Origin of the sequence: Actinoplanes sp. NPDC051513, assembly GCF_044454685.1 — a bacterium.
Taxonomy (GTDB): Bacteria; Actinomycetota; Actinomycetes; order Mycobacteriales; family Micromonosporaceae; genus Actinoplanes.
On sequence record NZ_JBITDW010000001.1, the window covers coordinates 699932 to 720506 of the forward strand.

At 70.9% G+C, this 20575-nt stretch carries 20 protein-coding genes; 12 read left to right on the plus strand and 8 right to left on the minus strand.

All coding sequences use genetic code 11. The features are described 5' to 3' along the window. From ACIA5D_RS03310 to ACIA5D_RS03325, 4 genes are all read right to left on the minus strand, one after another. Positions 1-1397: sensor histidine kinase (locus ACIA5D_RS03310; RefSeq protein ID WP_396028182.1), on the minus strand; the 1397-nt coding region annotated here is incomplete at its 3' end. Between the two features lie 7 nt (positions 1398-1404). After that, positions 1405-2118: a response regulator transcription factor gene (locus ACIA5D_RS03315; protein WP_396028183.1), complete on the minus strand. Its 714-nt coding sequence runs from the start codon at positions 2116-2118 to the stop codon at positions 1405-1407. A gap of 74 nt (positions 2119-2192) precedes the next feature. Beyond that, positions 2193-2954 (minus strand): lysophospholipid acyltransferase family protein, encoded by a 762-nt coding sequence (locus ACIA5D_RS03320; RefSeq protein ID WP_396028184.1) that lies wholly within the window; start codon positions 2952-2954, stop codon positions 2193-2195. Next, positions 2951-3712, minus strand: a complete 762-nt coding sequence (locus ACIA5D_RS03325) for a GNAT family N-acetyltransferase (protein ID WP_396028185.1) — start codon at positions 3710-3712, stop codon at positions 2951-2953. Before ACIA5D_RS03325 ends, ACIA5D_RS03320 begins: the two co-directional genes overlap by 4 nt. Positions 3713-3806: 94 nt before the next feature. Between ACIA5D_RS03325 and ACIA5D_RS03330 the strand changes: the two genes are divergently transcribed. The 8 genes from ACIA5D_RS03330 (at position 3807) to ACIA5D_RS03365 (ending at position 14378) form a co-directional block, all read left to right on the plus strand. Continuing rightward, positions 3807-4517 (plus strand): hypothetical protein, encoded by a 711-nt coding sequence (locus tag ACIA5D_RS03330; RefSeq protein WP_396028186.1) that lies wholly within the window; start codon positions 3807-3809, stop codon positions 4515-4517. A 42-nt stretch (positions 4518-4559) separates the two neighbouring features. Beyond that, positions 4560-5477, plus strand: a complete 918-nt coding sequence (locus ACIA5D_RS03335) for an ABC transporter ATP-binding protein (RefSeq protein WP_396028187.1) — start codon at positions 4560-4562, stop codon at positions 5475-5477. Next, positions 5474-6298, plus strand: coding sequence for an ABC transporter permease (locus ACIA5D_RS03340; RefSeq protein WP_396028188.1), 825 nt, complete (start codon positions 5474-5476; stop codon positions 6296-6298). The genes ACIA5D_RS03335 and ACIA5D_RS03340 overlap by 4 nt, the downstream gene beginning before the upstream one ends. Before the next feature lie 192 nt (positions 6299-6490). After that, a complete protein-coding gene (locus ACIA5D_RS03345; protein ID WP_396028588.1) occupies positions 6491-10204 on the plus strand; it encodes a multifunctional oxoglutarate decarboxylase/oxoglutarate dehydrogenase thiamine pyrophosphate-binding subunit/dihydrolipoyllysine-residue succinyltransferase subunit in 3714 nt (1237 codons plus the stop codon). A gap of 52 nt (positions 10205-10256) precedes the next feature. Beyond that, complete coding sequence (locus ACIA5D_RS03350; RefSeq protein WP_396028189.1) at positions 10257-10436, plus strand: DUF6104 family protein; 180 nt, start codon at positions 10257-10259, stop codon at positions 10434-10436. Continuing rightward, on the plus strand, positions 10423-11148 hold the full coding sequence (locus tag ACIA5D_RS03355) for an AAA family ATPase (protein WP_396028190.1): 726 nt from the start codon (positions 10423-10425) through the stop codon (positions 11146-11148). The genes ACIA5D_RS03350 and ACIA5D_RS03355 overlap by 14 nt, the downstream gene beginning before the upstream one ends. A gap of 48 nt (positions 11149-11196) precedes the next feature. Continuing rightward, positions 11197-13272, plus strand: coding sequence for a phosphate acetyltransferase (gene pta, locus ACIA5D_RS03360; RefSeq protein WP_396028191.1), 2076 nt, complete (start codon positions 11197-11199; stop codon positions 13270-13272). Further along, positions 13269-14378, plus strand: coding sequence for an acetate/propionate family kinase (locus ACIA5D_RS03365; protein WP_396028192.1), 1110 nt, complete (start codon positions 13269-13271; stop codon positions 14376-14378). The genes pta and ACIA5D_RS03365 overlap by 4 nt, the downstream gene beginning before the upstream one ends. Here the strand turns inward: ACIA5D_RS03365 and ACIA5D_RS03370 are convergent. Continuing rightward, entirely contained in the window at positions 14375-14542 is a 168-nt protein-coding gene (locus ACIA5D_RS03370; RefSeq protein WP_396028193.1) for a hypothetical protein, read from the minus strand. The genes ACIA5D_RS03365 and ACIA5D_RS03370 overlap by 4 nt on opposite strands. Positions 14543-14687: 145 nt before the next feature. Between ACIA5D_RS03370 and ACIA5D_RS03375 the strand changes: the two genes are divergently transcribed. Further along, positions 14688-15821 carry an alpha/beta hydrolase family protein gene (locus ACIA5D_RS03375; protein WP_396028194.1) on the plus strand — a complete coding sequence of 378 codons (1134 nt, stop codon included), beginning with the start codon at positions 14688-14690 and terminating at the stop codon, positions 15819-15821. Between the two features lie 38 nt (positions 15822-15859). After that, entirely contained in the window at positions 15860-16840 is a 981-nt protein-coding gene (locus tag ACIA5D_RS03380) for an alpha/beta hydrolase family protein (protein WP_396028195.1), read from the plus strand. On the opposite strand, the gene ACIA5D_RS03385 is transcribed toward ACIA5D_RS03380, so the two are convergent. From ACIA5D_RS03385 to ACIA5D_RS03395, 3 genes are all read right to left on the minus strand, one after another. Next, positions 16837-17787, minus strand: a complete 951-nt coding sequence (locus ACIA5D_RS03385; RefSeq protein WP_396028196.1) for a zinc-binding dehydrogenase — start codon at positions 17785-17787, stop codon at positions 16837-16839. The two genes, ACIA5D_RS03380 and ACIA5D_RS03385, sit on opposite strands and share 4 nt — an antisense overlap. Positions 17788-17868: 81 nt before the next feature. After that, entirely contained in the window at positions 17869-19152 is a 1284-nt protein-coding gene (locus tag ACIA5D_RS03390; protein ID WP_396028197.1) for an NADP-dependent malic enzyme, read from the minus strand. 121 nt (positions 19153-19273) lie between these two features. Further along, a complete protein-coding gene (locus ACIA5D_RS03395) occupies positions 19274-19582 on the minus strand; it encodes a S26 family signal peptidase (protein ID WP_396028198.1) in 309 nt (102 codons plus the stop codon). 86 nt (positions 19583-19668) lie between these two features. On the opposite strand from ACIA5D_RS03395, the gene sodN reads away from it, so the two are divergent. Both sodN and ACIA5D_RS03405 read left to right on the plus strand, forming a co-directional pair. Then, positions 19669-20073, plus strand: a complete 405-nt coding sequence (gene sodN / locus ACIA5D_RS03400) for a superoxide dismutase, Ni (protein WP_396028199.1) — start codon at positions 19669-19671, stop codon at positions 20071-20073. Then, positions 20070-20570, plus strand: a complete 501-nt coding sequence (locus ACIA5D_RS03405) for a GNAT family N-acetyltransferase (protein ID WP_396028200.1) — start codon at positions 20070-20072, stop codon at positions 20568-20570. The genes sodN and ACIA5D_RS03405 overlap by 4 nt, the downstream gene beginning before the upstream one ends. Positions 20571-20575 lie beyond the last annotated feature (5 nt).

Consider the following 20575-nt stretch of genomic DNA (forward strand, 5'->3'; position numbering starts at 1 on the left):
CACGCCTCGTCGACGCGGTAGAACCGCTCGAACACGTGCGCCTTCTGCTCGGCGGAAAGACCCGGCCCGGTGTCGCTGATCTCCACGACCGCCCGGTTGCCGGGCTCGGCGAACAGCCGCAGGGTCACCTTGGCCTCGGGTGGGGTGTGCACCAGGGCGTTGGTCATCAGGTTGCCGATCACCTGCCGCAGCCGCGCGTCGTCGCCGTACGCCACGAGCCGGTCCGGTCGATCGCGCACCTGGAGGGAGATCTCGCGCTCGGGCGCCATCGCCTCGGCGGCCTGCACCGCGTCGAGCGCGAGCACCGGCAGCTCGACCGGGCCGAGGTTGAGCGGCCGTTCCCGGTCGAGCCGGGCCAGCAACAGCAGGTCTTCCACGAGCAGGCCCATCCGGGCGGCCTCGTCCTCGATCCGGCGGACCAGCTTGGCCACGTCCTCGGAGTCGGTGACGGCGCCCTGGCGGAACAGCTCGGCGAAGCCGCGGATGGTAGTCAGCGGGGTGCGCAGCTCGTGCGACGCGTCCGCCACGAACTGCCGCATCTTGGCCTCGGAGGCCAGCGCCCGCGCCTCGGAGAGCTGGGCGGCCTCGGCCGCGTGCCGGGCCGCCTGCTCGGACTCGGCTCGCGCGATGAACGCCGCCTCGATCTGGGCGAGCATCGCGTTCAGCGCCCGCGAGAGCCGGCCCAGCTCGGTGGTGGGCTCGACGCCGTCGTGGTCCTCGGGGTCGGGCACGCGCTGGGAGAGATCGCCGGCGCCGATCGCGGCGGCCGTGCGCTCGATCTGGAGCAGCGGGATCAGGCTCTGCCGCACCAGCGCCGCGCCGACCGCGGCCAGCGCGATCAGCACCCCGACGCCGACCAGCACGTCGGCGCGGACCAGCTGGGCGATCGCCTCGTCGATGCCGGTCATCCGCTGCCCGACGTACAGCCAGTTGCCGTTGTCGAACGGGACGACCAGCATCCGCCACAGGGACTTGCCGTTGTTCGAGCGGACCGTGTACGGCGTGTCCACGTGCGAGTTGATCGTGTCCACGTCGTTCAGGAACGGCGGCTGGTCGGGCTGGGAGATGGAGAGGCTCTTGGGAAAGACCGGGCCGACCCCGCTCGTCGACTTCACCGCGGCCATGAAGTCGGGTGGCATCACCACCGAGTACTGCTGGCCCATGTTCAGCTCGGCGGCGCGCTGGGCCGCCACCGAGGTGGCCGCGAACGCGCGCAGCTGCCCGTCCATCCGCGAGACCAGGTAGCTGTGCAGCGCGTACGTGCTGGCCAGGCTGATCAGCGTGAGCGCCGCGAAGACCAGGATCAGCACGGACGCGACCAGCTTGGTGCGCAGCGAGACGCGGCGCAGGTTGGGCTGCGCCGGGAGGGAGCTGCGCACTCGTTCGGTCAGCGTCACCGGGGGCTCAGACGGCGGGTTTGCGCAGCACGTACCCGACGCCGCGCAGGGTGTGGATCAGGCGCGGCTGAACGTTGTCGACCTTGCGCCGGAGGTAGGAGATGTACGACTCGACGATGTTGTCGTCACCGCGGAAGTCGTACTTCCAGACGTGGTCGAGTATCTGCGCCTTCGACAGCACGCGGTTGGCGTTGAGCATCAGGTAGCGCAGGAGCTTGAACTCGGTCGGCGACAGCTGCACGCGGTTGCCGGCCCGGTAGACCTCGTGCGTCTCCTCGTCGAGCTCGAGGTCGGCGAAGACCAGGCGGGACGGCTCCTCGTCGCCGGCCGTGGTGCGGCGGAGCACGGCCCGGATGCGGGCGGTGAGCTCCTCGAGGCTGAACGGCTTGGTCACGTAGTCGTCGCCGCCGAGCGTAAGGCCGCGGATCTTGTCTTCGGTGCCGTCGCGGGCGGTCAGGAACACCACGGGCGTGCGCTGCCCGCCCTCGCGCATGAGCCGGATGACCTCGAAACCGTCGAGGTCGGGCAGCATGACGTCGAGAACGACCAGGTCGGGCGTCGCGTTCTTCGCCGCGCTGACGGCAGCGCTGCCGCTGGTGGCGGTGCTGACGTCGAACCCGGCGAAGCGCAGGCTGGCGGAAAGGAGCTCCAGGATGTTGGCGTCGTCCTCGACGACGAGGAGCTTCGCCTCACTCTGCTTGGGCTGGGTCTGAGCTGCCATGTGACCCATTGTTTATCAATCCGCTGCACTCCCGCTGCACAGCGACTGAAAGTTGTCTGTGAAAGTTTTCAGATTCAGGCCGCCAGGCGGTACCCCGATGGGCCGAGCGAGGACTGTGCGGCACGGGCGAGCGTGCGCCGGTCGGCGTCGGGCGCGGGACGCAGAGCCGGCCCGGTCACCAGGGTCACCGTCAGCGACCGTAGCGCGGCCACCCGGCGTACCGAGTCGAAGAGCGTGTCGTCGCCGATGAACGCCGCCGCGCTGGTGTCGTACCGGATCGAGGCCGGGACGACCGGCGCCTTCGCGTCGATCGCCGCCTGGAACAGCGCCGGACGGAACCGGCCTTGGCCGGCGCCGCAGAACGTCGTGCCCTCCGGGAAGGCCGCGACCGTCCGCCCGGCTCGCAGCGCGGCGGTCACCTCGGCCACCGTGGTCGGCAGCGCCTTCGGCCGCGACCGGTCGATGAAGATCGCGCCGGAGAGACCGGCCAGCGCGCCGATGCCCGGCCACCCGCCGACCTCGCCCTTCGCCACCAGCCGGACAGGCGCCACCGCCAGCAGCACCAGGATGTCCAGCCACGAGACGTGGTTGGCGGTGAGCAGGCTGCCCGGGCGCAGCCCTGGCCCCTGCCGGACCAGCTTGATGCCGAGAACCGCGAGCATCGTGCGGGCCAGTGCCCGCAGCGCGTTGCCCCGCAGGAGCGGCACCAGGAGAAATCCCCCGACGAGCACGACGGCGAGCGTCACCATCCGCAGCATCGCGACACCGCGTGCCGCGTGCGGGTCGGCGCCGTCGCGGCACTGGTCACCGCATCCGGAGACGGGCTGCCACATCATCGCGCCGCCCCCAGGAAGTGCCGGCGGTACCGCGGGTCCAGCCGGTCCATCGAGAACAGCACGTAGAAGTCGGCGCAGTCGAAGTCGGGGTCGTAGGCCGGCTCGCCGCACACCCAGCTGCCGATCCGCAGGTAGCCCTTGAGCAGCGCGGGCGGCTGCATCTTGGGGTCGCCGGCCAGCTCGGTGCGCAGCAGCCAGTTGTCCCGCGGCTTGACCCGCAGCGCCGGCGGCGACAGGTGCTTGGACTGCACACGAGCCCAGACCCCGGCGGCCGTCGCGCCGCCGTCGGCCAGCGGCACCGAGGCACAGCCGCCGAGCCAGCGCAGGTTCTTGAGGTGCAGGTAGCGGGCGATGCCCGCCCACATCAGGTTGACCACCGCGCCGGTGCGGTGGTCGGGGTGCACGCAGGAGCGCCCGGTCTCGACCAGCTGGTCGCGCAGCGGACGCAGCCCGCTGAGGTCGAACTCGCCGTCGCCGTAACGACGTCCGGCCCGCTCGGCTGCCTTGGGGGGAAGCATCCGGTAGGTGCCGACCACCTGGCCCGTCTCGTCGTCGCGGACGATCAGGTGGTCGCAGTGCTCGTCGAACTCGTCCACGTCCCGGCCGTCCGCGGTCGCGGGGAGACGGGCGCCGAGCTCGCCGGCGAACACATCGTGGCGCAGCCGCTGCGCGGCGGCCACCTGGCTGGAGTCGTCGGCGATCAGCAACGTGTAGCCGCTGGTCCCGGTGGATGCGGGGGCGGTCAGAAGAACTGCCATGTGATCTGTGTAAGGGCGACACCTGCCGATGGAATGTCGGCCTTGGTGGCGATTAGTGGCCGAAAAATGAACGCCTTGTGCGAGCCTTCAAATCATGGATGCTTCAGACCGTTCAAGGGCGGCGGGCGGGGTGGCCGGATGCCGGATCCCGGCACGCTTCAACGGGCCGCCGGGCACGGGCAACGGGGGATGGTCGGCGGGCGCGTTCGTCACCGCCGCGGGGGCTCGGGCCGGCGGTCCTTCGATGGAGGTGACGCTGCGGCTGCCGCCGCCGCTGGACACGCCGCTTTCGGTGACTCACGAAGACGTACGCGATGACGGCGGGACCTTGATCGCCCAGCTCGCGCCCGCTGATCGTCCTGATTTCTCGGAATTCCCCGCTTTTGTGCCATTCGCCGAGGCCGTCGAGGCCTCGCGCAGCTACCCGGGCTTCGCCGAACACCCCTTCCCCACCTGCTATGTGTGCGGGCCCGAGCACCCGGACGGGCTGCGGATCTTCCCGGGACCGCTCGGCGACGGCCGGATGGCGGCGCCCTGGACGGTGCCGGCGGATGTCGAGTTGGCGACGATCTGGGCGGCGCTCGATTGCCCCGGGGGCTGGACCGCGCTGGTCGAAGGGCGGACGTTCGTGCTCGGCCGCATCGCGGTCACCGTCGATGAGCTGCCCAAACCCGGCGCGAGCTGCGTCGTGGCCGGCCGGCCGACCGCGAGCTCCGGTCGCAAGTCCATGGTCGATTCCATCCTGTACGGCGAGAGCGGCGCGCCGATGGCCGCGGCCCGGGCCACATGGATAGCCGTCGCCTAGTACGTTGATCCTCCCGAGCCCGGACCGAAGGGAGCAGCCTCGATGAGCGGGCCAGCGACCGACGACATCGTCGTCGATCACCTCACCAAGCAGTACAAGAAGCTGCGCGCGGTCGACGACCTCAGCTTCACCGTTCGATCCGGGCGGGTCACCGGGTTCCTCGGGCCCAACGGCGCCGGCAAGACCACCACGCTGCGCATGCTGCTCGGCCTGGTCACACCGACCGCCGGCACGGCCACCATCGGCGGCCGCAAGTACGTCGAGCTGCACGACCCGATCAAGCACGTCGGCGCCGTCCTCGAGGCGTCCAGCGCGCACCGCGGCCGCACCGGCCGCAACCATCTGCGCATGGTCTGCCGCGCGGCCGGGCTGCCCGACACCCGGGCCGACGAGGTGCTCGAGCTGACCGGGCTCACCCCGGCCGCCAAGCGCAAGTTCAAGGGGTACTCGCTCGGCATGAAGCAGCGGCTCGGCATCGCCGCCGCCATGCTCGGCGACCCGCGGGTGCTGGTGCTCGACGAGCCGGCCAACGGCCTCGACCCCGAGGGCATCCGCTGGATGCGCGACCTGCTCAAGGCGCTGGCGGCCGAGGGCCGCACGGTTCTGGTCTCCAGCCACCTGCTCGGCGAGATGCAGATGCTCGCCGACGACGTGGTGATCATGGCGGCCGGCAAGCTGATCCGGCAGGGCCCGGTCGACGACGTGCTGGGCTCGATGGGCGCCGCCCAGGTGCGGGTGCGCACGCCGCAGGCCGCCGAGCTGGGCGACGCGCTCGTCAAGATCAACGCCGCGGTGTCGCCGCAGCCCGACGGCTCGCTGCTGGTCAGCGGCGTCGACGCGGCCGCGATCGGGCACGCCGCCTTCACCGCCTCGGTCGAGCTGCACGAGCTCACCCCCGAGCGCGGCGATCTCGAACAGGTCTTCCTTCAGCTCACGGCCGGAATGGCGGGCATCCGATGAGACTGGTCAACGCCGAGCTCTTCAAGCTCCGCACCACCGCCATCTGGTGGATCATGGGCCTCATCCTGCTCCCGCTCTACGCGGCCAGCCTCGGTTTCAACTGGCTGAGCTCGTACGCGCTGGTCAGCGGCCAGGCGGACGGCGGCGGGGCGGACGGCCAGGCGCAGGTCGACGCGGCCAGCCTGCCGATCAACATCGCCACCAACATGTACACGACCGGGCAGTACATGGGCGTGCTGATCGTCCTGCTGCTCTCGGCGATCATCGTGACCAGCGAGTTCTTCCACCTCACCGCGACCACGACGTTCCTGGTGACGCCGCGGCGGGAAGCGGTCATCCTGGCCAAGCTCGGCGCCGGGGTCATCGTGGCGCTGCTGGTCTGGGCGCTCACCACGCTGCTCGACCTGCTGCTGGTCCCGATCATCATGGACGCGCTGAACCTGCCCACCCAACTGGGTGAGCCGGCGGTCTGGCGATCCATCGGGCTCAACGCGCTGGCCTTCGTGCTGTGGGCGGTGCTGGGAGTCGGCCTCGGCGTGCTCATTCGCAGTCAGCTGGCGGCGACGCTGATCCTCGGCATCGTCTATACGATCGGCACCTCGGTGTTCCAGGTGATCTTCGCGCTGCTCACCAACTACGTGGCCCAGTGGTTCGAGAACCTCCAGGTCCTGGTGCCGACGACCGCCTCGCAGCTGATGCTCTCCGGAACCGAGCTTCCCGGTAACCCTCCGCGCTGGGTCGGCGCCGCCGTGTTGATCGGCTACGCGGCGGTCGCCGGCGTGGTCGGTACGCTGATCACAAAGCGTCGCGATATCAGTTAACCCCGTCCAACCGCCCCCACCCGCCACCCCATGAGAAGACTGAAGGCTCAACTAAAGGTTTCCGCGTTCGGACACCCGACGCGGCGACGAGCCATGCCCCGGGACGGCGTAGCCTGGACACCGAATTCTTCCCGTCCCATGTGACGAGCCAGTCGCGTGCTGACAAACACGGTGAAAGAGGCGAACACGAAAGTGTCGACCCAGCAGACTTCGCGTGACAACCCACTCGCGGACTTCGGTCCCAACGAGTGGATCGTCGACGAGATGTACCAGCGGTACCTGGCCGACCCCACGAGCGTCGACCCGGCCTGGCACGACTTTTTCGCCGACTACAAGCCGGCGATGGCCACGGGTTCGATCGTCACGCCCGACGAGGCGAAGGCGGCCAACGCGACCGCCTCGGCGGCCCGCGCCGGCACCGACGCGCCCGCGGCCTCGACCGTGGCCCCGGTCAAGCCGACCGTCCCGGAAACTGCGAAGCCTGCTCCCAAGCCCGCGCCGGCCGCCAAGCCGGCGCCGACGCCGGCCTCCTCGAACGGCAAGGTCGCCGAGGGCGCCAAGGTCACCACGCTGCGCGGCGTCGCCGCCAAGATCGTGCAGAACATGGACGCCTCGCTCGAGGTGCCCACCGCGACCTCGGTCCGCGCCGTCCCGGCCAAGCTGATGGTCGACAACCGCATCGTGATCAACAACCACCTCGCCCGCGGGCGCGGCGGGAAGGTCAGCTTCACCCATCTCATCGGTTGGGCCCTGGTCCGCGCCGTGGTCAGCCACCCCGAGATGAACAACTCGTTCGCCGAGGTCGACGGCAAGCCCACGCTGGTGCAGCCCGAGCACATCAACCTCGGCATCGCCATCGACCTGGCGAAGAAGGACGGCTCCCGCACGCTGGTCGTCCCGTCCATCAAGAACTGCGAGACGATGGACTTCCGCAAGTTCTGGCAGGCGTACGAGGACGTCGTCCGGCGGGCCCGCCGCAACGAGCTGACCATGGACGACTACACCGGCACCACGATCTCGCTGACCAACCCCGGCGGCATCGGCACGGTCCACTCCATCCCGCGTCTCATGACCGGGCAGAGCGCGATCATCGGCGTCGGCGCCATGGAGTACCCGGCCCAGAACGCCGGGATGAGCGACGACACCCTCGCCGAGATCGGCGTCAGCAAGGTCACCACGCTGACCAGCACCTACGACCACCGGGTCATCCAGGGCGCGCAGTCCGGCGAGTTCCTCAAGGTGATGCACGCGCTGCTGCTCGGCGAGCACGGCTTCTACGACGACATCTTCACCTCGCTGCGGATCCCGTACGAGCCGGTGCGCTGGGTGCGCGATGTCGCCCGCACCTCCGAGGGCCAGATCGACAAGGCCGCGCGGGTGGTCGAGCTGATCCACGCGTACCGGGTGCGAGGCCACCTGATGGCCGACACCGACCCGCTCGAGTTCGAGATCCGCCGCCACCCCGACCTCGACGTTCTCCAGCACGGCCTGACCCTGTGGGACCTCGACCGCACGTTCCCGGTCGGCGGCTTCGCCGGCAAGCAGCGCATGAAGCTGCGCGACGTGCTGGGCGTGCTGCGCGACACCTACTGCCGCCGGGTCGGCATCGAGTACATGCACATCCAGGGCCCCGAGGAACGGCGCTGGATCCAGGACCGCATCGAGATCAAGTACGCGAAGCCCGACCAGGACGAGCAGAAGCACATCCTCAACCGGCTCAACGCCGCCGAGGCCTTCGAGACCTTCCTGCAGACCAAGTTCGTCGGGCAGAAGCGGTTCTCGCTGGAGGGCGGCGAGTCGCTGATCCCGCTGCTCGACGCGGTGCTGCAGTCCTCGGCCGAGGCCGGCCTCGACGAGATGGTCATCGGCATGGCCCACCGCGGCCGGCTCAACGTGCTGGCCAACATCGTCGGCAAGCCGTACGAGAAGATCTTCTACGAGTTCGAGGGTCAGATGGACCCGAAGTCGGCCCACGGCTCCGGCGACGTCAAGTACCACCTCGGCCAGACCGGCAAGTACACGACGCCCGACGGCGAGCACGCCACCACGATCAGCCTGGTGGCCAACCCGTCCCACCTCGAGGCCGTCGACCCGGTTCTCGAGGGCATCGTCCGGGCCAAGCAGGACCGCCTCGACCTGGGCCTGCACGGCTACACGGTGCTGCCGCTGCTGGTGCACGGCGACGCCGCGTTCGCCGGCCAGGGCGTGGTCGCCGAGACGCTCAACCTTTCCCAGCTGCGCGGTTACCGCACCGGCGGCACGGTCCACGTGATCGTCAACAACCAGGTCGGCTTCACCACGGCGCCCGAGTACAGCCGCTCGTCGATGTACTCGACCGACGTGGCCCGCATGATCCAGGCGCCGATCTTCCACGTGAACGGCGACGACCCCGAGGCCGTCGTGCGGGTCGCCAAGCTGGCCTTCGAGTACCGGCAGGCGTTCAACAAGGACGTCGTCATCGACATGGTCTGCTACCGCCGGCGCGGCCACAACGAGGGCGACGACCCCTCGATGACCAACCCGCGCATGTACCAGATCATCGACACCAAGCGCTCGGTGCGGAAGCTGTACACCGAGGAGCTGATCGGCCGCGGCGACATCACCGTGGACGACGCCCAGGAACAGCTGCGCGATTACCAGTCCCAGCTCGAGCAGGTCTTCAAGGCCACCCGCGACGCGGCCGGCACCCCGCCGCGGCCACGGGTCATCTCCGAACAGCCCGACCCGCAGGTCGACACCGCGATCGACGTGGCCGCCCTGCGCTCGGTCGGCCAGGCGCACATCGAGCTGCCCGAGGGCTTCACCCCGCACAAGCGGGTCCAGCAGTTGCTCGAGCGGCGCGCCAAGATGGCCAACGAGGGCGGCATCGACTGGGCGTTCGGCGAGCTGGTCGCGTTCGGCTCGCTGCTCGGCCAGGGCATCACCGTCCGGCTCGCCGGGCAAGACTCGCGGCGGGGCACGTTCGTCTCCCGGCACGCGTCGATCGTCGACTCGCAGACCGGCAAAGATTTCCTGCCGCTCACGTCGCTGACCACCGGCAACGCCCGGTTCTTCGTCCACGACTCGCTGCTCTCCGAGTACGCGGCCATGGGCTTCGAGTACGGCTACTCGGTGGAGAACCCCGACGCGCTGGTCCTCTGGGAGGCCCAGTTCGGCGACTTCGCGAACGGCGCCCAGTCGATCGTGGACGAGTTCATCTCCTCCGGCGAGGTGAAGTGGGGCCAGCAGTCGTCGCTGGTGCTGCTGCTCCCGCACGGCCAGGAAGGCCAGGGCCCCGACCACTCGTCCGGCCGGCCCGAGCGGTTCCTCCAGCTCTGCGCGCAAGACAACATGCGGGTGGCGAACGTGACCACCCCGGCGAACTACTTCCACCTGCTGCGCCGCCAGGCCCTGTCGGGCAAGCGCAAGCCGCTCGTGGTGTTCTCGCCCAAGTCGCTGCTGCGGCACAAGCTGGCGACCTCCCCGGTGGCCGACTTCACCAACGGCACGTTCCAGCCGGTGATCGGCGACGCCGGGATCAACGGCACGCCCCTGGCGAACTCGTCGGTCCAGCGGGTGCTGCTCTGCTCGGGCAAGGTCTACTACGACCTGTTCCAGGCCCGGGCCGAGCGCGGCATCACCGACACCGCGATCATCCGGATGGAGCAGATCTACCCGCTGCCGGTGTCCGAGCTCAAGGCGATCCTGGCGCAGTACCCGAACGCCGAGGACTTCGCCTGGGTCCAGGAGGAGCCGGCCAACCAGGGCGCCTGGTCGTTCGTGGCGCTCAACCTGCTCGAGCACCTCGAGGGCGTGCGGCTGCGGCGCATCTCGCGCCCGGCGGCGGCAGCTCCGGCGGTCGGGTCGGCCAAGATGCACGACGCCGAGCAGTCGGCGCTGATCGAGGCGGCTCTTCCGCGCCCGTAACAGTTCACTGGGGAAGGGGCGCTTCGGCGCCCCTTTCATCTTGGAGGGATTCGTGTACTTCACCGATCGGGGCATCGAGGAGCTGGTCGACCGGCGCGGGGAAGAGACCGTGACGCTCGAGTGGCTGGGCGCACAGTTGCGGACGTTCGTCGACCTGAACCCGGAGTTCGAGACGCCGATCGAGCGGTTCGCCACCTGGCTGGCCCGCGACGACGAGGATGACGAGGAGTGACTCGCCGCGCCCCCTGCGCCGGATAGAGCGGGCGCCGGGCGTCACGGTCGACCCGAAGGCCTGGTGGGCGCGCATACCCGCGGTCGACGCGGTGCTTTCCCATGGGCTCAACATCCCGGCCGGGGTCACGTTTCTGGTCGGGGAGAACGGGTCGGGCAAGTCCACGCTCGTCGAGGCGCTGGCGGGGGTGACCGGGCTGAACCTCGAGGGCGGCTCGCGCGGGGCGATGCATTCCACCCGATTGACCGAGTCTTCCCTGGCCGACGTCCTGCGGGTGACTCGGACACCGGGGAAGCGGGTCAACTCCTACTTCCTGCGGGCCGAGACGATGCACGGGCTGTACACGTACCTCGAGAACCTGCCCGACTCCCCCGACTACGACCTGCACGAGCGCAGCCATGGCGAGGGCTTCCTCACCCTGCTGGAGCGCAAGTTCCGGGGGTACGGCTTCTACCTCATGGACGAGCCGGAAGCGCCGCTGTCGTTCACGTCGACGCTGCGGCTGGTGGCCCATCTCGACAAGCTGCGCCTGGCCGGGGCGCAGGTCGTGGTCGCGACGCATTCGCCGTTGCTCACCGCGCTGCCGGGCGCGACGATCCTCGAGCTCGGGGAGCACGGCATTCGGCGTACGCAATGGGATGATCTTGAATTGACCGCGCGGTGGCGGCTCTTCCTCACGTCGCCGGAGAGCTACCTGAGACACATGCTGTAGGGACTTCCTACCCGGTGGCGTTCATCGTGCGGCCGGTAGGTTGAGGACGTGGCACGAAGCGTCTATGTGGCCGGGCTGGGCCCGGGTGTCGGCAAGGGCACCGTCGCGCTCGGTCTGGTCGAGCTCCTCTCCCGGCAGGTGGCGCGCATCGGCGTGTTCCGGCCGTTGCTCCCCGGGTCCGGCGACGACCCGCTGCTCTCCCTGCTCACCGAGCGATATCCGGTGATGGCGCCCTACGCCGATGCCTACGGGGTGACCGCGGCCGTGGCCGGCTCGCTGATCTCCGACGGCAAGTGGGAGGAGCTGATCGGCCGGATCGTCGAGCGCTACCGCGAGGTCGAGCGGCGCTGCGCCTCGGTCGTGGTGATCGGCAGCGACTTCGCGGGCGGCCCCGCTGCCTCCGACGACAAGATGCCGCGCGAGCTGGCCTTCAACACTCGTCTGGCGACCGAGTTCGGCAGCGTCGTGATTCCGGTGATCAGCGGCGAGGGGCGCAACGACGAGACGCTCGGGGCGGCCGCCCGCAGCGCGTACCACTCGCTGACCGACCTCGGGGCGACCGTGCTCGCCGTGATCGCCAACCGGGTCCCCGCCGGCGTCTCGCTACCGGCCGCCGGGCTGTCCGTGCCGACCTGGGCGATCCCCGAGGTTCCGGCGGTGGCCGCGCCGACCGTGGCCGAGGTGGCCGCCGCGCTCGGCGCCACCGTGGTCACCGGCGGCGACAGCGCCCTCGACCGCGATGTGCTCGACTACGTCGTCGGCGCCGCCCACGTGCCGACCCTGCTCGAGCACCTGACCGACGGCGCGCTGCTGATCACCCCCGGCGACCGGGCCGACCTGCTGGTCGCCGCCAGCGCCGCGCACGCCGCCGGCAACGTCACGCTGTCCGGCCTGGTGCTGACCCTCGGCGAGTTCCCCGACCCGCGTGCCGTCGCGGTGATCGAGCGGCTCAACACGGGCCTGGCGATGCTGGTCGTGCCGACCGACAGCTATCACACGATCGCCTCGGCCGACCGCATCGAGGCCCGGCTGAGCACCCGCACCCCGCGCAAGGTCGAGGCGGCGATCGGCGCGTTCGAGGAGAGCGTCGACACCGCCGAACTGACCCGCCTGCTCGACGTCGCCCGCTCGGCCCGGGTAACTCCGCTCATGTTCGAGAACGACCTGATCGACCGCGCCCGCGCCGATCGCCGCCACCTGGTGCTGCCCGAGGGCGCCGACGAGCGCATCCTGCGGGCCACCGAGACGCTGCTGCGCCGGGGCGTCGCCGACCTCACGCTGCTCGGCGACCCGGCCGAGATCACCCGCCGGGCCCGCGAGCTCGGCGTCTCGATCGGCGGCGCGCGGCTGGTCGACACCGAGACCAGCGAGTGGCGCGACCGGTTCGCCGCGCGCTACGCCGAGCTGCGCAAGAAGAGGGGCGTGACGCTCGACCTGGCGTACGACGTGGTCCGCGACGTCAACTACTTCGGCACGATGATGGTCGCCGAGGGGCTCGCCGACGGCATGGTCTCCGGGGCCAACCACACGACCGCGGCCACGATCCGGCCCGCTTTCGAGATCATCCGGACGACCCCCGACGTCTCGGTCGCCTCCAGCGTGTTCTTCATGCTGCTCGCCGACCGGGTGCTCGTCTACGGCGACTGCGCGGTCAACCCCGACCCGGACGCCGAGCAGCTGGCCGACATCGCGCTCTCCTCGGCGCGTACGGCGGCGGCCTTCGGCGTCGAGCCGCGGGTGGCGATGCTCTCCTACTCGACCGGCAGCTCCGGCGCGGGGGCCGATGTCGAGAAGGTCGCGGCGGCGACGGCCCTGGTGCGCTCGCGGCGGCCCGACCTGCCGGTGGAGGGACCGATCCAGTACGACGCGGCGGTCGACCCCGCGGTGGCGGCCACGAAGCTGCCGTCGAGCGAGGTCGCGGGCAAGGCGACGGTCTTCGTGTTCCCCGATCTGAACACGGGGAACAACACGTACAAGGCGGTCCAGCGCTCGGCCGGGGCGGTCGCGGTCGGGCCGGTCATGCAGGGGCTGCGGCGGCCGGTCAACGACCTGTCCCGCGGCGCGACGGTCAAGGACATCGTCAACACGGTGGCGATCACGGCGATTCAGGCGGCGGTGCGATGACCCGGGCTCTGGTGCTCAACTGCGGATCCTCGTCGGTGAAATACCGTCTCTTCGACGGCGCCGGCACGGTCGCGAAGGGGCTGATCGAGCGGATCGGCGAGTCCGGGGGCGATGCCGCCGACCATCGGGCCGCGCTGCAGCGCATCATGTCCGACACCGACCTCGACGGCCTCGCCGCCGTCGGTCACCGGGTCGTGCACGGCGGCCCCGAGTTCACCTCGGCCACGGTCATCGACGACGCTGTGACGTCGCGGATCGAGGCGCTGATCCCGCTCGCGCCGCTGCACAACCCGGCGGCGCTGAGCGGCATCGAGGTGGCTCGCAAGCTGCTCCCCGACGTGCCGCAGGTCGCGGTCTTCGACACGGCGTTCCACGCCACGATCCCGCCCGCCGGCGTGACGTGGGCGATCGACGCCTCGCTGGCGTCGCGCTGGCAGATCCGGCGATACGGGTTTCACGGCACCTCACACGCGTACGTATCCCGCCGCACCGCTTCGCTGCTGGGGCGCCCGGTGGCGGACACCAACGTGATCACCCTGCACCTGGGCAACGGCGCCAGCGCCTGCGCGGTCCAGGGCGGGCAGAGCGTGGCCACGTCGATGGGGATGTCGCCGCAGGGCGGGCTGGTGATGGGCACGCGCAGCGGCGAGATCGACCCGACGGTCGTGTTCCACCTGCACCGGGTGGCCGGCATGCCGATCGAGGAGATCGAGCGGTCGCTGACCCGTCAGGCGGGGCTGCTGGGGCTGACCGGCGAGAACGACCTGAGGGCGGTGCTGCGGCGACGCGCCGAGGGCGAGCCGGTGGCGAAGCTGGCCTTCGACGTCTACACCCGGCGCATCCGGGAGTACGTCGGCGCCTACCTGGCCGTCCTCGGGCGGGTGGACGCGATCGCCTTCACCGCGGGCGTGGGCGAGAACTCCCCCGACGTCCGCGGCGAGTCGCTGTCGGGCCTGGAGGCGCTGGGCATCGCGGTCGACCCGGCGCGCAACGCGGCGGGCGACACGTTCATCTCTCCCGACGGCTCGCCGGTGGCGGTGTGCGTCGTGCCGACCGATGAGGAGCTGGAGATCGCGAACCAGTCGAGGGCCGCGCTAGGTCTTTAAGCCGCCAGCCAGACGATGACGGCGATGAGCACCACGGCGACGGCCACGCCGGTGACGATCAGCGGGGTCTTGGAAGTAGTGGTGGGTGCGGGCTCGGCCGGGGCGCTCTGAAAGGCTCGGAAGGCCTCGGTGTTGCCGCTCGGATCGACGCTGTTCTCAGACATGGGCAAGACCATAGCGAAAAGACGCTCGTCGGCTGACCACCGCACCGCATCGTCTTGCCGGCTTGGCATGACGCGTACCAGGAGGAATGCACCCGGTCTGGCGATTTCACCCCTTCGTGGGCGCGTTGCGCCGTAGCTTCGGATCATGGGGATGCGGGGGCGGGCGGGCGGTCTGGCGGTCGCGCTCGTCGTAGCGCTCACGGCCGCCGGCTGCTTCGGTCCCGCCTCGTCCTCGTCCTCGCGGGAGGCCGCGGCGCCGCCTTTGCCCCGGCCTGCCGCCGTGATTCCGCCACCCGTCGAGCACGTCACCTACGCGGTGGGCGCTCGCATCCTTCACCTGGAGCGGGGCGGCGACCGGCCGCTGCCCACCCTGGTCTTCTACCCGGTGGCGGCGAAGACGCCCCCCACCGGCGAAACGGCCTTGGCCGGAGTCTGGGACATCGGGGCCGCTGCCAAGCGCTCACCGGGCGAGCGGGTCTTCGGCGCGCGGGTCTTCGGCGCGCGGGCTTCCGGCGCGCGGGCTTCCGGTGCGCGCGTTGCCGGCGCGCGCGGGAAGCCCGCGAAGAAGCGGGTGAAGGTCGTGCAGGGGAAGCTGCGGTGGAAGGCCCGGCCGCCGGCCGAGGGACGGTTTCCGCTGGTGCTCTTCTGTCACGGGCTGAGCGGCTCGCCCGAGCGCTACGCCGACGCGCTGGCCGCCTGGGCCGCCGCCGGGTTCGTGGTGGCCGCGCCGACCTTCCCGCACACGAGCGAGTTCACCGACGACTTCCGGCGGCCGGACATCGTCAACCAGCCCGCCGACGCCCGCTACGTGCTGGCCCGGGTGCGGGCGCTCGACCTCACCCCGGGCGACCCGCTGTGGCACCGCATCGACACCGACCACATCGCCGTGGTCGGGCACTCGGCCGGCGGTTACACCACCACCGGGCTGCTCAACGCCGGCCACGACCCGCGGCTGCGCGCCGGCGTCATCATGGCGGGCTGGGCGGCGAAGGGCGCGTTCGCCGGGCCGCCCGCGACGATGCTGTTCCTCCAGGGCACCTCCGACCCGATCGTGCGGGTGGCCGCCAGCCGCCGGCTCTTCGCCCGTGTTCCCTGGCCCAAGTCGTACCTGCTGATGCAGCACAACTCGCACGCCACCTACCTGCGTCCCGGCGACAGCGGCTACGACCTCATGCGGTATTCGGTGACCGCCTTCCTGCGCTGGACCCTCGAGGGCGACGAATCCGGCCGCCGCAGCCTTCCGCGCACCGTTTACCCTGCCGGCCTTACCGTGAACTGAACTCCTCGACGGGCCCCTTCCCCGTGGCCGGCGGCAGAATGGGCCGGGTGCATCGGCGTACGGTGATCAAGGGTCTGGCGGCGACGGCCGCAACGGCCGCTCTCGGCGCGTGCACCGCCACGCGCGCGCCCGGGGCACCGCGCACCCCGCCGTCGCCCAGTCAGTCACCGTCCAGCCATCCACCGCCCAGCCGATCGGCGCCCGACCAGCCCGGCGCGGGCGAGTCGGGCGCCGGCGGGCCGGGGACGGCGCAATCGGGCCAGGCGGGTCCGGTGCCGGTGGGCAGGGCGCCGACCGGGACCTTCGCGGTGCGGACCCAGCAGCTCTCCCTCGCCCGCGGCAAGGACCGTCCGCTGCCCACGACGATCTGGCGGCCGGCCGCCGGCGGTCCGTACCCGCTGATCCTCTTCAGCCACGGGCTCAACGCCGTCCCCGAGGATTACGCCGAGCTGCTCACGGCGTGGGCCCGGGCGGGCTTCGTGGTCGCGGCGCCGTCCTATCCCTACACCGCCGGGACCACGGCCGACTTCAACCCCATCGACGTGCTCAACCAGCCCCTCGACGCCAGCCATGTGATCACCGAGGTCGCCCGGCGCGGCGGCGTCGACGCCCAGCGGATCGCGGCGGGCGGCCACTCGGCGGGCGGCGTGACGACGCTGGGAATGTTCTCGGCCCGGCGGGACACCCGGCTCAGGTCCGGCGTCATCCTGGCCGGCCGGCAGGTCATCGCGGCCCCATTGACCGGCCCGGCCGCACCCCTGCTCTTCGTGCACGGCAAACGCGACCGCACGGTCGACTACGCCGACGGTCACGCCGTCTACGACGCGGTGACCTGGCCCAAGGCGTTCCTCACCTTCCCCGCCGGCGGCCACGTCGCCGAGGGCGCCGAACTCGACGTCATCGCCGCGGCGAGCACCGACTTCTGGCGCTGGACCCTGTACGGCGACCAGGCCGCCAAGGCCCGCATCCCCCGGGACGCCACCCGCGGCGGCCTGGGCACACTGGCCAACCGCCTTTAGTGGATGAAGTCGACCGCCACCTTGCCGAACACCTCGCCCGATTCCAGGTGGGCGAAGGCGTCGGCCACCGCCGTGAAGCCGTAGGTCGAGTCGATCACCGGGTGCAGGTCACGTTCGACGCAGAGGTCGAGCAGCGACGCGAGCTCGGCGTGGGTGCCCATCGTGCTGCCGAGCAGCTCCAGCCGCATCGCGAACAAGCGCCGCAGGTCGAGCGTGGCCAGGTGGCCGCCGGTCGCGCCGCACACCACGATGCGGGCGCCGGGGGCCGCGCACTTCATCGAGTGGTCGAAGGTGGGTGCGCCGACCGACTCGATCACCACGTCGACGCGCTCGGGGAGCCGGGCGCCGGGCTCGACCGCCGTGGCGCCCACCGCGGCGATCCGCTCACGTTTGCCGGGGTCGCGGCTCGTCGCGTACACCCTCTTGCCCATCGCGAGCGCGAGCGCGACCGCCGCCGTCGCCACCCCGCCGCCGGCGCCCTGCACCAGTACCGACGAGCCCTCGGCGACCCGCCCGCGCGTGGTCAGCATGTGGAACGCCGTGAGCCAGGCGGTCGGCAGGCACGCCGCTTCCACGAAGGACACCCCGGCCGGCTTGGGGATCAGGTTTTCCCGCGGCACGGCGACCCGCTCGGCGAGCGTGCCCGGGAAGCGCTCGGAGAACAGCGAATAGCCCCGCGGATCGCCCTCGTCGGCCACGACCGGATAGATCACCACCTCGTTGCCGTCGGGGTCGAGCCCGGCCGCGTCGCACCCGAGGATCATCGGCAGCCGGTCGGGCGGCAGGCCGACGCCGCGTAGCGACCAGATGTCGTGGTGGTTGAGCGACGCCGCGCGCACCTCGACGACCACCCACCCGTCCGGGACCGCCGGCTCGGGCGCGTCGCCGACGGAGAGAGCACGCAGCGGATGGTCTGGATCGGCGGCGATGGCACTGGCGGCTCGCATGCGACGACCCTATCGAGGACCGCCGCCGCCGAGCACGACAAAGCCCGGCGGCCAAGGCCACCGGGCTTTGCGTGCGAGATCTCAGTTGATGTCCGACTCCGTCAGCAGCGAGAGCGTGGACGCCCGCGCCGGCGCCGCCGGCTTGGCCGGAACCTGCCGGCGGGCCACCCCGTCGCGGGCCGCCGCCTGGGCCACCGCCTCCGCGACCGCCGGCGCGACCCGCGGGTCGAGCGGCGAGGGCACGATCGCCTCGGCGCGCAGGTCGTCGGAGACGACCGCGGCGATCGCCTCGGCCGCCGCCACCTTCATCGCCTCGGTGATCGTGCTGGCGCGGGAGTCGAGGGCGCCCCGGAAGATCCCCGGGAACGCCAGCACATTGTTGATCTGGTTCGGGAAGTCGCTGCGCCCGGTGGCCACGATCGCCGCGTACTTGTGCGCGATGTGCGGCGGCACCTCGGGCGTCGGGTTGGCCAGCGCGAAGATGATGCCGCCCGGCGCCATGCCGGCCAGCGCCGTCTCGTCGATCGCGCCGCCCGAGACACCGATGAGCACGTCGGCGCCGATCAGGGCCTCGGCGATCCCGCCGGTGCGGCCCGAGAGGTTGGTGGTGGCGGCCAGCTCCGTCTTGATCGGCGTGAGGTCGCCCCGCTCGGCGTGGATGATGCCGCGCGAGTCGCAGATGATCACGTTGGCGCCGTCGACCCCGGCCGCGATCAGGGTCTGGGTGATGGCGACCCCGGCTGCGCCCGCCCCGCTGATCACCACGCGCAGTTCGGCGAAGCGCCGGCCGAGCAGCTTGGCCGCGTTGGTCAGCGCGGCAAGCGTGACGACCGCGGTGCCGTGCTGGTCGTCGTGGAAGACGGGGATGTCGAGCTCGGCGTCGAGCCGGCGCTCGATCTCGAAGCAGCGCGGGGCGCTGATGTCCTCGAGGTTGATCCCGCCGAAGGACGGGGCGATCGCCTTCACCGCGGCGATGATGCCCTCGACGTCCTGCGTGTCCAGGCAGATCGGGATCGAGTCGACGCCGCCGAACTGCTTGAAGAGGATGGCCTTGCCCTCCATGACCGGCATCGCGGCCTTGGGGCCGATGTTGCCGAGCCCGAGCACCGCCGACCCGTCGGTGACGACGGCAACCGTGTTGGCCGTCCACGTGTAGTCGGGGTAGAGGGCGGGGTCCTCGGCGATGGCCTCGCAGACCCGGGCGACGCCCGGCGTGTACGCGAGGGACAGGTCGTCGCGGCTGGACAGCGAAACGGTCGGACTGATCGACATCTTGCCCCGCTTGTGCAGGTCGAAGACGGGATCGGCGGCGAGGGCGGGATCGAGCTCAAAGCTGAAGAAAGACACGGTGACTCCACACGGCATCGACGTTGACACGGTGCACCGGCGCGGTCCTCGGTCGCGAATGAGCGCCGAGCGGCAGTGCGATGCGGGGATCACCCGGGTAGCGAACCGCTGCACGGGTGCGCGCTGCGGTTGTTGGACCTTAACCTAGCCGACCAGGGCGCGGATAGTACCGAATTAACACCCGGCCGATGACATCCGCCACCCCGTACCTGCGGGAATCGTCCTCGACCAGCACGTTGTCGCCCTGGATCCACCAGCCATCGTCCTGCTCGCGGACCGCGCGCTTGACCACCAGCAGGTCGGGGCGGGCCCGGAACCGCGCCACCACGACGTCGCCGGCCCGCACCCGCCCGCCGCGGCGCACCAGCAGGGCGTCGCCGGAGCGCAGCGCCGGCGTCATCGAGGGCCCGTTCACCAGGACGGCGAACAGTGGTAATTGCCACCTCAAGGCATCAGTCCTCCGTCACGTTACGGTCGAGATGTACGGGGTAGTGTCAACCGCGGATCATCGCAAACCCTTACGGAGGAGTCCTGATGCGACTTCCGCGTTTCCTCACGCCGCGAACCGTGGTCAGCGCCCACTGCGACCTGCCCTGCGGCGTCTACGACCCCGCGCAGGCCCGGATCGAGGCCGAGTCGGTGAAGGCCATCCAGGAGAAGTACCAGGCGAACACCGACCCGGAGTTCCGCACCCGGGCCATCATCATCAAGGAGCAGCGCGCCGAGCTCGTCAAGCACCACCTCTGGGTGCTGTGGACGGACTACTTCAAGCCGCCGCACTTCGAGAAGTACCCGAACCTGCACCAGCTGTTCAACGAGGCCACCAAGCTGGCCGGCGCCGCCGGCGCCAAGGGCTCGCTCGACCCGGCCGTCGGCGACCAGCTCCTCGCCAAGATCGAGGAAATCTCCAAGATCTTCTGGGAGACCAAGCAGGCGTGAGCTTCGCCGCCACCGTACGGCCGGTACGTCGCACTGACGTGCCGGCCGTTGTCGCGATGGCCCACGAGCTGGCCGACTATGAGCGCGCCGCCGACCAGTGCCACCTGACGACCGGGCAGCTGTCCCGGGTCCTGTTCGATGAGCCCACCGTCTTCGGCCACGTCGCGGTCGGCGAGGACGACGAGCCGGTCGGCTTCGCCCTGTGGTTCCTGAACTTCTCGACGTGGACCGGCACCTCCGGCATCCACCTCGAAGACCTCTACGTACGACCGGGAGCGCGCGGCACCGGCGCCGGCGGGGCCCTGCTGGCCGCGCTCGCCGAGGTCTGCGTCCGCCGGGGCTACCAGCGCCTCGAATGGGTAATGCTCGACTGGAACCCGGCCGCCGAGTTCTACGCCGCGATCGGCGCCACGGTCACCTCGGACTGGGTGCCCTACCGGCTCTCCGGCGACCCGCTGCACCGACTGGCCGAGCGAGCTGCCCCGGCGAACCGCTAGGGTCT